The following is a 16,632-nucleotide window of genomic DNA, read 5'->3' on the forward strand; positions in this document are numbered from 1 at the left end:
TTATGAAGACACATAAAGATTTAGAGGTATGGAAACTAAGTGTAGATTTGGTAACAGAAATCTATCAGTTAACAAGTACTTTCCCAAAAGAAGAACGATTTGGTTTAACGAATCAAATACGAAGATCTTCTATTTCAGTTCCAAGTAATATAGCCGAAGGTGCTGCTCGTCATTCACAAAAAGAATTTATTCAATTTTGTATATAGCTTTAGGCAGTCAACAAGAATTGGATACCCAATTAATAATAGCAAAGAATCTTAAGTTTTTGACCGAAGGTTCATTTAATCAAACAATCAGTAAAATTCAAACAGTAGGAAAACTGTTGAATGGATTAATAAAATATGTAAAATCAAATGACAAATAACAATTTACCAATCCCCAATCACCAATCACCAATCACCAGATTGAAAGTAATGACCGTCGTGGGAACACGACCAGAAATCATACGATTATCAAGAGTATTAATGGCTTTAGATGCTTCTGAAGCAATAGAACATACCATCGTTCATACCGGACAAAATTACGATTACGAACTGAACCAAATTTTCTTTGAAGATCTCGGACTTCGTAAACCGGATTATTTCTTAGAAGCCGCGGGGAAAACAGCCACCGAAACCGTAGGAAATATTTTAATCAAAATAGATCCACTTTTGGAGGAATTGAAACCGGATGCTTTTTTGGTGTTGGGCGATACCAACTCGTGTCTATGTGCCATTCCGGCAAAGAAAAGACACATCCCCATCTTCCACATGGAAGCCGGAAACCGTTGTTTTGACCAAAGAGTACCGGAAGAAACCAACCGTAAAATTGTAGATCACACTTCGGATATTAACTTGACTTATTCGGATATTGCAAGAGAATATTTGTTGAGAGAAGGTTTGCCGGCAGACAGAATCATTAAAACGGGTTCACCCATGTTTGAGGTTTTAAATCATTATTTACCTCAAATAAAAGCTTCGAATGTATTGGAAAAATTGAACCTTGAAAAAGGAAAATTCTTTGTGGTCTCTTCGCATCGAGAAGAGAACATCAACAACGAGAAAAATTTCCGAGGTTTGATGACTTCCTTAAATGCAATTGCCGAGAAATACCAATATCCAATCATTGTTTCTACGCATCCACGCACACAAAATATGATGGATAAAATGCAGATAGAAATGCGACCTGAAATTCAGTTTTTGAAACCCCTTGGCTTCCACGATTACAATGCCTTGCAAATGCACGCCTATGCCTGTCTTTCAGACTCAGGAACCATTTCTGAAGAATCGTCAATTCTAAATTTCAGAGCATTAAACATTCGTCAAGCACACGAAAGACCAGAAGCTATGGAAGAAGCATCCGTTATGATGGTTGGTCTTTCTCCGGAACGAATCCTGCAAGGTTTGGTTCAAGTATTACAACAAAAAGTAGGAGAAGAGCGTAACTTCCGTCCAGTTGCCGATTATGCAATGCCCAATGTATCGGATAAAGTGGTAAGAATCATAATCTCTTACACGGATTATATTAAAAGAACGGTTTGGAGTGAAGAGATATAAGAAAGAATGAGAATACTTTTTTTAACACTTGTAGGAATTAAAACGGTTGAGGAACGAGGAATATATCAAGATTTGTTGCGGAAATTTCGTAACGAAGGTCATGATGTAACCATAGTAACTCCAGTTGAAAGACGCTTGGGTATTTCGACCAATTTTAAAAGAAAAGATGGTGTTTCTATTTTACAAGTAAAGACTTTTAATATTCAGAAAACCAATGTTGTTGAAAAGGGAATAGGTACTTTAGCGATAGAATATCAATACCTTACAGCTATTAAAAAGTATTTGTCAGATGTTAAGTTTGATCTGGTTTTGTACTCTACACCTCCAATTACTTTTGTAAAGGTAATTGAATTTTTTAAAAAGAGAGATCACGCTTATTGCTATTTATTGTTGAAAGATATTTTTCCGCAAAATGCGATTGACATGAAAATGCTGAAAGCAGGTGGATTTATACACAAGCAATTTGTAAAGAAAGAAAAGAAATTGTATCAAGTTTCGGATACTATTGGGTGCATGTCACCGGCAAATGTTGATTTTATTATAAAACATAATCCTGAAGTTAATCCTCAAAAAGTTGAAGTTAATCCCAATACGATAGAACCTATTACTATAAATTATACTGAGGATGATAAAAGTAGCATTCGTATAAAATACGGTATTCCTACCGACAAAAAAGTTTTGGTGTACGGGGGGAATTTAGGAAAACCACAAGGTTTGAGTTTTTTATTGGAAACCATAGAAGCAACAAAGCAGCAAGAATTATTTTTCTTGATTGTTGGAGACGGAACGGAATATTTTCGCATAAAAACTTGGTTTGAAAATAATAAGCCGAGCAATGCTAAATTATTACAAAAACTTCCCAAAGTGGACTATGATAAATTATTAGCAGCATGCGATGTAGGTTTAATTTTCTTGGATAAAAACTTCATAATTCCGAATTTCCCTTCAAGATTATTGTCTTATTTGGAGATGAAAATGCCTATATTGGCTGCAACTGATCCTAATACTGATATAGGTGAAATTATTGAGGCGAATAACTGTGGTTTTAAAGTATTAGCAGGAAACCAAAATGACATGCAAACAAAACTAAATATGTTGTTAAAAAGTAGTTTGGATATTTTAGCTGAAAATGGAAATATATTACTGCAAGAAAATTACACTGTGGACAAATCGTATGATTTAATCATTAACAAACTGAAATGATAATATCCAAAACTATCTGGGGATTAGAGACTAGGAACAAATTTCTAATCCCTAATCCCTAAAAAATATATTTGCCAACCAAGGCAAGCCCTTTTTCTTCCAAGCTAGACCGGGTTTGAATGAGAGGATTTTTAAAATAATTAAGTTCAAAACCATGAACGATAAGATAGTTTGTAATGGAAATTAAAAACACTACCTTTGTTATTGTAATTTAGGTTACGGTAATTTGTATTGCGATAATTAGAATGAAATTTTATAACCGAGAAAACGAATTGGCTTTGTTGGATAAGATTAATAATCTATCCAAAACTACTGCACAAATGACTTTTGTGGTGGGAAGAAGGCGTATTGGCAAAACCAGCCTTTTGATGAAAGCGACCGAAAATACGGTTTGCCTTTATTTTTTCGTAGCCAAAAAAAGTGAAATATTGCTCTGTGCTGAGTTTGTAGAAGAAATAAAACAAAAGTTGAATGTTCCTATTTTTGGAGAGATAAAAACATTCAAAGAGGTGTTTGGCTTTTTGATGGAACTGGCTAAAACACTACATTTCACTTTGATAATTGATGAGTTTCAGGAGTTTGTATCTGTCAATTCTTCAATATTTTCGGATATGCAAAATATTTGGGACACGAATAAAGAATACAGTAAAATCAATCTCATACTCTGTGGTTCGGTCTATTCAATGATGACCAAAATTTTTGAAAATTCAAAAGAACCACTTTTCGGAAGAGCTACTCAAAGAATTCATTTAAAAGCATTTGATGTTGCAACGATAGAAGAAATTTTAAATGATAATTCCCCAGATTATACGAACGAAGATTTATTGGCTTTTTATCTGTTTACAGGAGGAGTAGCAAAGTATGTAGAACTGTTGGTACAAGCAAAAACGCTAACTTTTGAGACGATGTTAAACGAAATATTATCCGAAAATTCTTTGTTTTTAGAAGAAGGAAAAAATATATTAATCGATGAATTTGGAAAAGAATATGGTAATTATTTTTCTATTTTAACATTGATTGCATCTGGAAAGACTTCTAGGGTAGAAATCGAATCGATATTGGAAATCCAAACCGGAGGATTTTTAGACCGCTTGGAAAATGAATATGGACTTATAAAAAAAGTTCGACCTATATTAGCAAAACCGGGTAGTAGAATTATAAAATACTCCATAGAAGATAATTTTTTGTGTTTCTGGTTTCGATTCATTTACAAATACCGATCTGCAGTAGAGATTGGTAATTTGGATTACCTAAAAGAGATATTCCTTCGTGATTATCCTACTTTTAGCGGGAAGATTTTGGAAAAGTATTTTGTTGAGAAATTAAAATCTGAAAAAACCTATAATTTGATTGGAAACTATTGGGAGAAAAACAACCAGAATGAAATTGATATTGTTGCTGTAAACGATGCTAAGAAAACAGTTCTGTTTGTTGAAGTTAAAAGAAATCCAGAGAAAATAGCCATGGAAATTTTAAAATCAAAATCAGAAAAGCTAGCTCAACAGTTTAATAATTATAAAATGGAATACAAAGGATATTCTTTAAATGATATTAAATATAGAGATTAGAAATTAGAGATTAGAAACTAGAGATTAGAAACTAGGGACTAGGAACAAATCCCTAATCCCCAATCTTAAAAAAAATGTACAAAAACCACCTCAAACGCCTTTTCGATTTCTCCATCGCTTTAATAGGATTAATTGTATTATCACCCCTATTTATTGTGGTAACTATAGGTTTGTATTTCGCCAACCAAGGCAAGCCCTTTTTCTTTCAAGCACGACCGGGTTTGAATGAAAAGATTTTTAAAATCATCAAATTCAAAACCATGAACGACAAAAAAGATGCTGACGGCAATCTTTTATCCGATGCAGACAGATTAACACCCATCGGCTCTTTTGTTAGAAAAACCTCTTTGGACGAAATCCCACAGCTCATCAATGTACTTAAAGGCGATATGTCTTTGATTGGCCCTAGACCTTTGTTGCCTGAATATTTAGCTTTGTATAACGAAACCCAAAAGAAAAGACATTTGGTTCGTCCGGGCATTACCGGTTGGGCACAGGTAAACGGTAGAAATGCCATTTCTTGGGAGAAAAAGTTTGAATTGGATGTTTGGTATGTGGATAACCTAAGTTTTGTTACCGACTTGAAGGTTTTCTTCACTACTTTTGCAAAGGTTTTTAAACGAGAAGGCATCAGCCAGACGGGGCAAGCCACCATGGAAGCGTTTAATGGAAAAAATTAATCATGCTAGAAAGCAAGCAATATAGCCAATTGTTACATCAGGTAATCGCAGAAATAAAATCTACCAGAGTTTTATTAGCGAGACGGGTAAATACTGCGATGATGCAATTGTATTGGAATATTGGCGAGCAACTCTCTAAAGAAAGTTCAGAAAAAGGATACGGAAGTAGTGTTGTAAAACGCTTATCCGCAGATTTAAAACAAGAATTCCCAAATACCACAGGTTTTTCCTCTCGAAATTTGTGGAACATGAAGAGGTTTTACGAATATTATGTACCTGCAGATGAAAAACTGCAACGCTCCGTTGCACTTTTACCTTGGAAACATAAGTAGATGAAAAACAAATTAAAGAGTTAATCAGCCAGAAAATTTTAAAAGTAGAAAAATAAAATAGTAACATTGTGAGTCACTATAGAAGCCTTTAACGGAAAAAATTAAAATGAATAACAATATACTTATAACATCAGCAGGACAAAGAGTTTCTTTAGTTAAAGCTTTTCAAACTGAAATTAAGAAGCTAAATGTATTAAATAAGGTATATACTGTAGATTTAAACCCTATTTTAGCTCCAGCTTGTCGTGTTTCAGACGGATATAGAACAGTAAAAAAAGTAACAAATGAAAACTACATTTTTGAGCTATTACATATTTGTAAAGAATTAGAGATAAAAATAATTATTCCAACAATTGATACAGAGCTACAAGTTTTAGCTGAAAATAAAGAATTATTTTTAAAAGAAGGTATTATTCCAATTGTATCTGATTTTAATTTTATTCAATCTTGCAGAGATAAGAGAATAATTAATCATTTTTTTATTGATAATAACATCGATATTCCAAAGCAATTAGAAAAGAATAATTTATCATTTCCTTTATTCATAAAACCCTATGACGGCTCGTTAAGTAAAGATGTTTTTTTGATTAAAAATAAATCTGAATTAACAAGCTATCATCTTGAAAATCCAAAATTGATGTTTATGGAATATATTGATCACGCCAAACATGATGAATATACGGTAGATACTTATTATGATAAGAATGGAGAGTTGAAATGTGTTGTACCACGCAAACGAATCTTTGTTCGTGCAGGTGAAGTAAATAAAGGAGTTACACATAAAAATGAAATTGTTCAATACGTTAAAGAAAGACTTTCGCATATCGAAGGGGCTATAGGTTGTTTAACTATGCAATTCTTTTTTAATCAAGAAACAAAACGTATCATTGGAATCGAGATTAATCCACGTTTTGGTGGAGGGTATCCTTTAAGTTATTTAGCAGGTGCTAATTATCCTAAATATTTGATTGAGGAATATATTTTAGGAAAAACGATTGATTATACTGAAAATTGGGAAAATAATTTATTAATGCTTCGTTATGATGATGAAGTTTTAGTTCGAAATTATGAAGGCTAAATATATCATTTTCGATCTGGATGATACCTTGATGTATGAAATTGATTATCTAAAATCCGCATATAAAGAGATTGCAAATTTAGTAGATAAAGAAAATCAGGAGAAATTATTCGACTTAATGTTTTCTAAATATCAAAAAGGAGAGAATGTTTTTGATTTTTTGGCGAAAGATTATCCAAAATATTCAATAGAGCAACTTTTAGAGCTGTATAGAAATCACTATCCAAATGTTTCTTTAAACGAGGGAGCAGATAATCTTTTGAAAAAACTAAAATCCAAAGGAAATAAATTAGGTTTGATTACAGATGGGCGTTCTGTAACGCAAAGAAATAAATTAAAAGCCTTAAAAATTGAAGATTTATTTGATATTATAATCGTTTCAGAAGAGTTTGGATCAACAAAACCTAATGAGCGAAATTTTAAAGTATTTCTTGAAAATGAAATTGACGAATATATTTACATAGCAGATAATCCCCAAAAAGATTTTGTTACACCTAATAAATTAGGTTGGATAACTATTTGTTTATTAGATAAAGGATATAACATACATTTTCAAGGTTTTGATTTTCAAAAAGAATATTTGCCTAGGTTTAAAGTCAATTCACTCGATGAAGTAAAAAATATTATTTAAAAAAATAATCATAAGAGATGTTCCGGATGGAGCCACTGTGGTTGGTAATCCGGGGAGAATGATTAAACAAGGGTAATAAAAAGTGCTCACGAAACAGCCATCAACAATCTTTCCGAATTACTGACCATTCTTTAAAGCATAAAAACGCACTATCACAGTGCAAAAATAATTAAACATTGCACTCTCATAGTGCATTTATATAAAAGAATAAAACCCTGCCACTTTGGCATTTTGGGTTGTCGTATTGAAAATAGTTTGTTTTGCAAAGTTTATCTGTTAAATAACCAATAGTTTAAAAAAAATAAAAATATTTCGCATTTTGCGTTTCGCATTTTGCGAAATACTTTACTATCTTTGCTCTAGAAAATGAGGGGCAAATATGAAAAAACAAAGCATGAATAATCCTTTTCTCATCACAGGATATGTATCACCAGACTACTTCTGCAATAGAGTGGAGGAAGTAGAAAGTATGACCGATGCTTTGAAAAATGGAAGAGATATAACTTTAATTAGCCCAAGAAGATACGGAAAAACAGGTTTGATTAAACATTTTTTTTATTTAATAAATAAAAATGAACCGGAGATAAAATGCATCTATATCGATATATTTTCAACCCGAAATTTAAACGATTTTGTAAGCGTTTTTGCTGAAAGTGTGATAAGAGAGTTGAGTACTACCCTAGAAAAAGCAATCCGTAATTTTGGGGTACTCTTTAAAAGCTTACGACCTGTGGTTACTTACGACGATTTGTCCGGGCAGCCAGAATTAACGGTAGCGATGGATAAAAATACAAATGCAGAGGTCAGTTTATCAGAAATTTTTAACTACTTAAAAAAAACACAGGTTACTTGTTATTTTGCCATTGACGAATTTCAGCAAATTAATAATTATCCAGAAAAAGGAACTGAAGCATTGCTAAGATCTTATATTCAGTTTTTGCCCCATGTTCGATTTATTTTCTCAGGAAGCATTCAGCATACCATGCAGGAGATCTTTCTTTCTCCCAAACGACCTTTTTACCAAAGTACACAGATGTCGTCATTAGAGGTTATTCCTAAAAAAGAGTATTTTATTTTTACAAAAACACATTTTGAAAAAAAATCTCTCACAATAGACTCTCAATGTTTTGATATTATTTATGATGAATTTGATGGCCATACTTGGTATATTCAAGCAATTTTAAATCGACTTTTTTCTTTTAACAAAGATATTAACAATCCAGAACAGGTTTTTGTAGCCATCAACCAATTAATTGAAGAAAATAGCTATTATTACCAAGAATTATTAAAGGCCTATTCCGTAGTTCAACGGAATGTGATAGAAGCAATAGCTTTAGAAAAACAGGTGAACCAAGTAAATTCAGGCGATTTTATTACAAAATATAAATTGAAAAACGCAAGTAGCGTAAATAGAGTATTAACCAAATTAATTGCCAACGAAGTAGTATATTTGGGGAATAAAGGATATATTATTTATGATCGACTGATGGGCCTTTGGCTAAGAAAATTAAAAAAGAAATTAAACTAAATAAATTATGAACTCAAAAATTTGGCTTTCTTCCCCACACATGGGCGGAAATGAACTGAAATACATCCACGAAGCTTTTGATGAAAACTGGGTGGCTCCACTTGGTCCAAATGTGAACGGACTGGAAGAGGATTTGGAAAAATTCTTGAAAACCGATGTTAAAGTAGCGGCTTTATCTGCCGGTACAGCTGCCCTCCACCTTGCCCTTATCGAGTGCGGCGTTTCCCACGGTGACGAGGTCATCTGCCAATCCATGACTTTCTCGGCTTCTGCCAATCCCATCGCTTATCTGGGGGCAACGCCGGTCTTTGTAGATTCAGAAAAAGAAACCTGGAACCTCTGTCCCATCGCTCTGGAAGAGGCAATAAAAGACAGAATAGCCCAAGGAAAAACGCCCAAAGCCATAGTCGCTGTGCATTTGTACGGTATGCCTTTCAAAGTTGATGAGGTAACTGCCGTTGCCGAAAAATATAACATTCCATTGATAGAAGATGCTGCCGAAGCTCTAGGCTCCACCTACAAAGGCAAGGCTTGCGGTACTTTCGGTAAGTTCGGAGTGCTCTCCTTCAACGGGAATAAAATCATTACCACTTCCGGTGGCGGTGCCTTGGTGTGCCAAACTCAGGCGGACAAAGACCAAGCGGTTTTTCTCTCCACACAAGCCCGAGACAATGCGCCGCATTACCAACATTCACACATCGGCTACAACTACAGAATGTCCAACATTTCTGCCGGTATCGGTCGTGGACAAATGGAAGTTCTAAACGATAGAGTAGCAGCAAGAAGAAAGATGAATGCCTTTTACCAAGAACTTTTTAAAGATATCAAAGGAGTTACCGTCTTCACAGAACCCAATCTGTCTGAAACCGACAACCATCAACCAACAACCGACAACTATTTCTCCAACCATTGGTTGTCCGCCATTCTCATCAATCCTGAAATTGCGGGGAAAACCCGAGAAGACTTGAGATTAGCATTCTTGGAAGACAACATTGAGTCCAGACCTTTGTGGAAACCCATGCATTTGCAACCGGTTTTTGCGGACAGTCCGTATTACGGCAGAAAAGTAGCCGAAGAATTGTTCGACGACGGATTGTGCCTGCCATCGGGATCCAACCTTACGGATGAAGACAGAGTACGCATAGCAGCAGTGGTACAAAAAGTATTCGGATAAAAAACCTACAGTAAACCTCCTAAGATTTGAAACCTTAGGAGGTTTTTATTTTAATAATTTTTACTGTTCATGCAATCTTCCCATTCTTAGTAACACTTCCAACCCAACTCCAAACACCAAAAACCAAACACCATCAACCATCCAATGGAGTCGACCTCATTTTCGTGGCGTTAAAAAATGAAGATAAAAAGGCGTTAAAAATTGATTCTGTTTGAGAAGGCGAGGGGTAAAGCGAGGGCTCGAGTTCATCAATTTTAGCCTTTTTAACTTTATTTTAGCCAAAGAAAATGCAGTCTTGATTTTTGGTTCTTTTCATCAAGGAAAAGAACAAATAAGCAAACCACTTACCACCAACCCTCAACTAGACACCAAACACTAAAAACCAAACACCATCAACCATCCAATGGAGTCGGCCTCATTTTCGTGGCGTTAAAAAATGAAGATAAAAAGGCGTTAAAAAATTGATTCTGTTTGAGAAGGCGAGGGGTAAAGCGAGGGCTCGAGTTCATCAATTTTAGCCTTTTTACCTTCATTTTAGCCAAAGAAAATGCAGTCTTGATTTTTGGTTCTTTTCATCAAGGAAAAGAACAAATAAACAAACCACTTACCACCAACCCTCAACTAGACACCAAACACTAAAAACAAAACACTAAAAACAAAACACTAAAAACCAAACACCAACAACCCCCAATGGAGTCGACCTCATTTTCGTGGCGTTAAAAAATGAAGATAAAAAGGCGTTAAAAAATTGATTCTGTTTGAGAAGGCGAGGGGTAAAGCGGGGGCTCGAGTTCATCAATTTTAGCCTTTTTACCTTCATTTTAGCCAAGGAAAATGCAGTCTTGATTTTTGGTTCTTTTCATCAAGGAAAAGAACATATAAATAACCACCAACCTCAACTAGAAACAAAATACCAAACACCATCAACCATCCAATGGAGTCGACCTCATTTTCGTGGCGTTAAAAAATGAAGATAAAAAGGCGTTAAAAAATTGATTCTGTTTGAGAAGGCGAGGGGCGTAGCGAGGGCTCGAGTTCATCAATTTTAGCCTTTTTACCTTCATTTTAGCCAAAGAAAATGCAGTCTTGATTTTTGGTTCTTTTCATCAAGGAAAAGAACAAATAAATAAACCCAACCAAAAACCAAACACTAAAAGCCAAACACCAAAAAAGCCACCCCAAATCAGGTGGCTTTTCGTGTATAAGCATTCAATATTATTTTGAATTAAGCTTCTTAAATTTCCAGTAGGATACCGCTGAAATCAATACCATAAAGGCCAATCCCAGATATACCCACAACGGAACAGGAACAGGATCTCCTTTGGCGTAAGAATGCAATCCGCTCAGGTAATAGTTCACCCCGAAATAGGTCATCACCATGGAGCAGAAAGCGAATAAAGTTGCCACATGGAAAGCCCAACGGCTTCTAAGTCCCGGTACCAACCTCATGTGAAGTACAAAAGCATAGACCATGATGGAGATAAAAGCCCAAGTTTCTTTGGGATCCCAGCTCCAATATCTTCCCCAAGATTCATTGGCCCAAACGCCTCCTAAGAAATTACCCACGGTTAAAGCAAAAAGTCCTATGGTCAATGACATTTCCGAAACAATACCCAATTCTTTCAAAGTAGTATCGTGGTGTTTGGTGTACAAACCTTTGGAAGAAACGATGTAGAAGAACAGGGAAATGATCGCTATAATCATGGAGAGGGCAAAGAAACCGTAACTGGAGGTAATAATCGCCACATGAATAATCAACCAATACGATTTAAGAACAGGCGCCAATGGCGTAATCTGAGGATCCAATGCCGAACCTCCGTGTGCAAACCCCATCATGATAACCGCAACCATAAATCCGGCTGCAGGAATCAAAGCATTGGAGTTTCTGTACAGCATCAAACCGGCGGTGATACCTACCCAAGAGATGAAAACAATGGCTTCGTAACCGTTGCTCCAAGGAGCGTGTCCGGAAATGTACCATCGTGCTACCAAGCCGGCAAAATGTGCCAAGTAACCGACTATACCTACTGCGATAAGAACATTCAGTACGGTTTTTAATATTTTATTGGATTTAAACAATTCTATAAATCCTAAGATCAACAACAAACCTCCAATAATCGAATAGAAAATAAGAAGTTTTAGATTGATGTTTACTTGGTTCATGAAAACCTCTACATCGACCTTGGTTTTGGAAGGGACAACATTTTTCCCCCATTTTTGTTGATAGTCGGATAGTTTTTGAAGGGCATCGTCGGCTTGCTTCCAATTGCCGTCTCTTGTGGCGTCTAAAACGCTCAAGAAATACGGAGCCATGGTGCTTTGTGCCTCGTCATCGGGTTGCAATTCTTCATTCAACCACGAGTTCCAACGGTGGTTAGGGTCGTTTTTCACGGGAATAATTCTCATGAACTGACCGGTGAAAAATTCGTTGAAAACCTGAACTCTGTCGTTCACGGCGATCACTTCTTTGTCGTAGTTGGTCTGCTCCGAAGCTTTCTTACGGAACGCCGTGTTGTAATCGTCTTCCAAGACATAATGCAAACCGCCGTTGGCGTCGGGAGGGAAAAGATTCATGAGAGAGGTGTATCCGTCGGCATTGGCTTTTGCTTTTTTCAACAGTTCTTCTCCACCTTTACTTCCAATTTTGATGAGCGGTACCATGGACCAACTCGGCGTATCGGTAGATACGGACAAAAACCATTGGTTGGCGGTCAATACCTTTCCGCTTTCGGATTTGAATTCGTCTTTTTTGTATAATTTTCTAAGAACATCCAAAGCTTGAGTGTTCATAGGGACAATTCTACCGTCGTAGTTTTGCACCAAAAGGTAACCGAATTTATCGGCGTGTTCCTTGGTTATTTTGTTTCTGGAGATGATCTCATCTGCCGTAATCACTCGAGAGGCTGCCAAAGGTTTTGCCGCTTGTTTTTGCTCTGGCTGTGCTTGGCTTTGTGCAGCAGGGACATCGTGGTTGTGTCCGGAGTGATCTTGTCCATCGTTTGGATCATGAACTTCTGTCTTAGGATTGGCTTTGCCATCGATGGTACCGTGCATGTCAATTTCTTGCGCATTCAACACCAAACTGAACATCAACAACAAAACGGTAAGACCTCTTTTTTTACTTACATCTTTCAGCATTTTATTTAATTTCCAAAAATGAGTTCCTTTCCAGAAGAAGCTGACAAACATTCCTAAAAACAACAACCCGTAACCGATGTAGGTGATGAGAGTCCCCCAAAAATCGTGGTTTACAGAAAGTCGGGTCCCTTTTCTGTCCGGATCAAAGCTGGCTTGGAAAAATCGGTACCCGTCGTAGTTTAGGATGTGGTTCATGTAGATTTTGTACGGTGTTTGTTTTCCTTTGTCCACAATGCTTACATGACTTTCATAAGCACTTGGAGATTGGGATCCTGGATAGGTTTCCATCACAAATTTGTCCAATTTTAGGGAGAATGGGGTGGTGTACACTTTGGGGCCGTAACCCACCATCATGTTCATGCCGTCCATAGAAACTTGTTTGTATGCATTGGGATTACCCTTTTCTACAGCGATATCCACTAATTTTTTAGATTTTGGACCTTCAATTTCAATGGTCAATTGGTCGTTTAGGTTTTCGTCTTTTTTCTTGTCGCCTTCTACAGCGATTAATTTTCCGGTTCTTATGCCTTCTGGAACAACTATTTTCAGTTCGTTGATGGTGTATAAGCTTCTCAACACCAAAGGTTGAAATTCATTGGCCTTGGTGTTTCCCGTTGCTTGGGTTGCCATGGTCATGAATTGCGATTCAACTGGAGTTTTCAGCAACAATTCGTTGTTTTCTTTTTCAAACTCGATGGCGCCTTCAATATTTCTATTGAAAGTAACCAAAGTCCCTTGGATGTTTTTGGCTTCACCGGATTTTAGGTAAAAATTCTCACGGCCAGACTGTCCGGCAACCACAAAATGCAGGTATTCTGTTTTTTCGGCACCGGCAACCAAGCTGTCTTTTTTTCTTTGAATATAATCAACGGCTCTTACTTTAATTTTTTTGCCATGAAAATCATAATTGGCTTTAAAGTTTTTATGAAGAGGCGTGATCAGGTACGGTATGTCTTGATAGCTGAGGACATCGCCCTTTTCTTCAATTTGAATTTTGAAAAAATCTTTACTCGATACAATTTCGTTAGAGGATTCGCCTTCGCGGATGTGCATTTGTCCTTCATAACTGATGTATCGCGTGATGGCTCCACCTATAAAAATAAGAATGAATGCCAAGTGGAAAGTCAAAACCGCCCATTTTTCCTTTTTCCAAAGTCGGTATCTGGCAATGTTCCCTACAAAATTGATGATCAGTAACAACATGACCAACTCAAACCATTTGGCTTCATAAATCAAAGCTTTGGCCGAAGGAGTCCCGTAGTCGTTTTCAAGAAATGTAGCATAAGCCATTGCAAAGGCGTAAACCAAGATGAGAACCGCCATGGTTCTGGTAGAAACGAGAATCTTGTATATCTTGTCCATCAGAAAAAAATAAAGATTTGTAAAATTTTTTGATGTGCAAAAATACAGAAGGAAAAACGATTAAAAGAATTTATAAGGTTAATTTATTCTAAATTAAACCGAATTATGTCAATAGTTTTTATCTATAATGAATTTTTAAGAAGTCTTAAAAAAGTAAAAAAAAGTCTTTTATGCTTTTTTTAATTCAGTAATCGAATGAAATTATTGATACCTTTTGTGCTCTTTATTCTTTGTGAATTTAGAAATAATGGGTTTGAATAGTGCTCTATATTTCTCAATATCAAAAAGTTGAGAGTCGGTGAGTGCTTTGTAGGTGAGCCAAGACCCGAACGGCAAAAGGATCATGTTGGGCAACCATGCCGCAAGATAAGGGTTGATGGTACCGTTCCAAGCGATATTCTCAACGGACAGGTTCATGATGTAGAAGATGATAAAAATCACAATGGCAATAATCACCGGAAGTCCCATCCCTCCTTTTCGGATGATGGATCCCAAACTGGCTCCAATTAAAAAGAAGATAACGCAAGTTACCGAATACGCAATGATGCGCTGTTGGTACATGATGACTTTTGAATAGTACTTTAAAATAGGAAGTATTTCGGCTTTCTTGGATTCAGAAGTCATTTTTAGCGTTTCAATTTTTTGATAGGCTGCAAGCAGAACTTCATTTTTTTTCTGTTGTTCTATTTTTTCTAAATCAAACTGTGGGGAAATTTGATTTTTGTTTTTGGATTTGGTTTTGTCGATGTATTCCACATAACTGTTGGTTTGCGCCACCAATTCGGTATTGATGTTTTTAAAATTCTGTCGACTGTCTTTTACCGTTTGTGCAATGGTACCGTTCAGTTCATTGTAGGTCTGAAAACGATAGTCATCGGTAATTTTTTCGTCATCAATGGCTTTCTTAAGAATTTCACTGATGTCGAAATGAGAAACCAAGGTGTCAAATTTTATGGCTTGATCGGGTTGCCTTCTTCTGGAATTTACGGTTTGGTTAGAGACCATATCCTCGAAAACATAACCGTTGTACAATTCCAATTTCAGGTAATTGCTGTTGCTGGCTGGCACAAATCGTCCTTTTTTAGCCAAAATAGATTGCTGGTTTTCAAAAGCATAGGCTTTTTTATGAATGAAAATTCCTTCCAATTCGGTAGCGTTTTCACCATAGACTTTGTCAAATTTTACCAAATATCCAGGAATTTGATCGATAAATTGTCCCGGTGTAAAGTTGAGAGCCGGTTTGGTCGATGCAATATTATACAACATGTTTTTCGCCTTTCTTTGGAAGTCGGGTATGATGTTGTTAGAAAAGAAAAACAGCAAAATGGACAGCAAGATAGAAACGAAAAACAAAGGCATCATCGTCCTGGTGAGCGAGGTCCCTGAGGCTTTTAGTGCGGCCAATTCGTACCTTTCGCCCAGATCACCAAAGGTCATGATGGAGGCCAAAAGTATGGTGAGCGGCATAACCAAAGAGATGACGCTGACTCCCAGATAAAACAAAAGTTTGATAATTTCCCAATAGCTCAACCCTTTGCCCATGAACTGGCTCAACTGTATCCAGATGATGTTCACAATAAATATGAAGAACAAAACACTGAATATGAAAAGAAAGGGACCAAAAAAGGTTTTTATGATGTATCGGTCGATTATTTTTAACATGGGGCAAAATTATAAAAAAAAGCCACAACGACTTGCTTTGTGACTTATACTTTTATGGAAAAAAATCTACAATTCTGTAATGATGTAGTTTTTGAATTTATTTTTATCAAAGCTGAACATGGCGGGCGACAACTTTTGATTTTCTTTGTAGCCTTGGATCTCTATCACGGCAATGTCCTTGTTTTTCCCGTGTTGTTCCAATTTTACAATCTGTTTTTTAGCTCCGTTGATGTAGAGATAGACGGCATCCAAACCGTTGGATTTTATGGGATCCAATTTGATGACATCCGTGTTGATGCCTTTCACCATTTTTTTGCCTTCGTAACTTACATTGTATTCTTTTCTGTAGTTGGAAAGGTAGTTGATGGGGGAGAACATTGCTGCATTGGCATTGGGCTTGGCAATGGTTACTTCCATGTCTTCTTCGTTGATGTTGTATATTTTTTGGCCATCGAAAATTTGTTCGGTGCCCATGATTTTCAACTTGTACTTGTCGCCTGAAGCGTAATAAATTCCCGGTTCGACTTTAGAAACCTTACCGTTGGTACCGGATCCAAATGAAAATTTGAAGTACGAATTTTTCTTGGCGTTGTAACTGGTCGTCACCGCATCGAGGATGGTTTTGGATTTGTCATCGATTTTTTGGGCAAAAGACCAAGTTGTCGCTCCGACTACCGATACCGTAAGGATTATTTTTTTGAAGAATGCTGTCATAATAAATTAAAATATCTGTTGTGGTTT

At 36.2% G+C, this 16,632-nt stretch carries 12 protein-coding genes and 2 pseudogenes; 11 read left to right on the forward strand and 3 right to left on the reverse strand.

The features are described from left to right. The first annotated feature begins 2 nt into the window (after window positions 1-2). From H9Q20_RS09930 to H9Q20_RS09980, 11 genes and pseudogenes are all read left to right on the forward strand, one after another. Window positions 3-364: pseudogene (locus H9Q20_RS09930) on the forward strand (four helix bundle protein). A gap of 31 nt (window positions 365-395) precedes the next feature. Then, window positions 396-1,535 (forward strand): non-hydrolyzing UDP-N-acetylglucosamine 2-epimerase, encoded by a 1,140-nt coding sequence (gene wecB, locus H9Q20_RS09935; protein ID WP_187478609.1) that lies wholly within the window; start codon window positions 396-398, stop codon window positions 1,533-1,535. Window positions 1,536-1,541: 6 nt separating this feature from the next. Further along, on the forward strand, window positions 1,542-2,738 hold the full coding sequence (locus tag H9Q20_RS09940; protein WP_187477632.1) for a glycosyltransferase family 4 protein: 1,197 nt from the start codon (window positions 1,542-1,544) through the stop codon (window positions 2,736-2,738). 94 nt (window positions 2,739-2,832) lie between these two features. Next, a pseudogene (locus tag H9Q20_RS09945) lies at window positions 2,833-2,919 on the forward strand (lipid carrier--UDP-N-acetylgalactosaminyltransferase); the annotation flags it as partial. Window positions 2,920-2,983: 64 nt separating this feature from the next. Beyond that, on the forward strand, window positions 2,984-4,306 hold the full coding sequence (locus H9Q20_RS09950) for an ATP-binding protein (protein ID WP_187477633.1): 1,323 nt from the start codon (window positions 2,984-2,986) through the stop codon (window positions 4,304-4,306). A gap of 74 nt (window positions 4,307-4,380) precedes the next feature. Beyond that, the gene (locus H9Q20_RS09955; protein ID WP_187477634.1) at window positions 4,381-4,986 is read left to right on the forward strand and encodes a sugar transferase; all 606 of its coding nucleotides are present in this window, start codon (window positions 4,381-4,383) and stop codon (window positions 4,984-4,986) included. A 2-nt stretch (window positions 4,987-4,988) separates the two neighbouring features. Then, complete coding sequence (locus tag H9Q20_RS09960) at window positions 4,989-5,318, forward strand: DUF1016 N-terminal domain-containing protein (RefSeq protein ID WP_187477635.1); 330 nt, start codon at window positions 4,989-4,991, stop codon at window positions 5,316-5,318. 106 nt (window positions 5,319-5,424) lie between these two features. Next, window positions 5,425-6,396: an ATP-grasp domain-containing protein gene (locus H9Q20_RS09965; protein WP_187477636.1), complete on the forward strand. Its 972-nt coding sequence runs from the start codon at window positions 5,425-5,427 to the stop codon at window positions 6,394-6,396. Beyond that, window positions 6,386-7,027 carry an HAD family hydrolase gene (locus H9Q20_RS09970; RefSeq protein ID WP_187477637.1) on the forward strand — a complete coding sequence of 214 codons (642 nt, stop codon included), beginning with the start codon at window positions 6,386-6,388 and terminating at the stop codon, window positions 7,025-7,027. Before H9Q20_RS09965 ends, H9Q20_RS09970 begins: the two co-directional genes overlap by 11 nt. Window positions 7,028-7,406: 379 nt before the next feature. After that, a complete protein-coding gene (locus H9Q20_RS09975; RefSeq protein WP_187477638.1) occupies window positions 7,407-8,555 on the forward strand; it encodes an AAA family ATPase in 1,149 nt (382 codons plus the stop codon). A gap of 7 nt (window positions 8,556-8,562) precedes the next feature. Then, window positions 8,563-9,729, forward strand: coding sequence for an aminotransferase class I/II-fold pyridoxal phosphate-dependent enzyme (locus H9Q20_RS09980; protein WP_124639991.1), 1,167 nt, complete (start codon window positions 8,563-8,565; stop codon window positions 9,727-9,729). Between the two features lie 1,215 nt (window positions 9,730-10,944). Here the strand turns inward: H9Q20_RS09980 and ccsA are convergent. The 3 genes from ccsA to H9Q20_RS09995 all read right to left on the reverse strand — a co-directional run bounded on the left by ccsA (window position 10,945) and on the right by H9Q20_RS09995 (window position 16,605). Beyond that, on the reverse strand, window positions 10,945-14,229 hold the full coding sequence (ccsA, locus tag H9Q20_RS09985; protein ID WP_187477639.1) for a cytochrome c biogenesis protein CcsA: 3,285 nt from the start codon (window positions 14,227-14,229) through the stop codon (window positions 10,945-10,947). A 201-nt stretch (window positions 14,230-14,430) separates the two neighbouring features. Beyond that, window positions 14,431-15,891 (reverse strand): LptF/LptG family permease, encoded by a 1,461-nt coding sequence (locus H9Q20_RS09990; RefSeq protein ID WP_124639749.1) that lies wholly within the window; start codon window positions 15,889-15,891, stop codon window positions 14,431-14,433. 66 nt (window positions 15,892-15,957) lie between these two features. After that, complete coding sequence (locus H9Q20_RS09995) at window positions 15,958-16,605, reverse strand: LolA family protein (protein WP_124639751.1); 648 nt, start codon at window positions 16,603-16,605, stop codon at window positions 15,958-15,960. Window positions 16,606-16,632 lie beyond the last annotated feature (27 nt).

The organism is Amniculibacterium sp. G2-70 (assembly GCF_014353055.1).
Taxonomy (GTDB): Bacteria; Bacteroidota; Bacteroidia; order Flavobacteriales; family Weeksellaceae; genus Amniculibacterium; species Amniculibacterium aquaticum.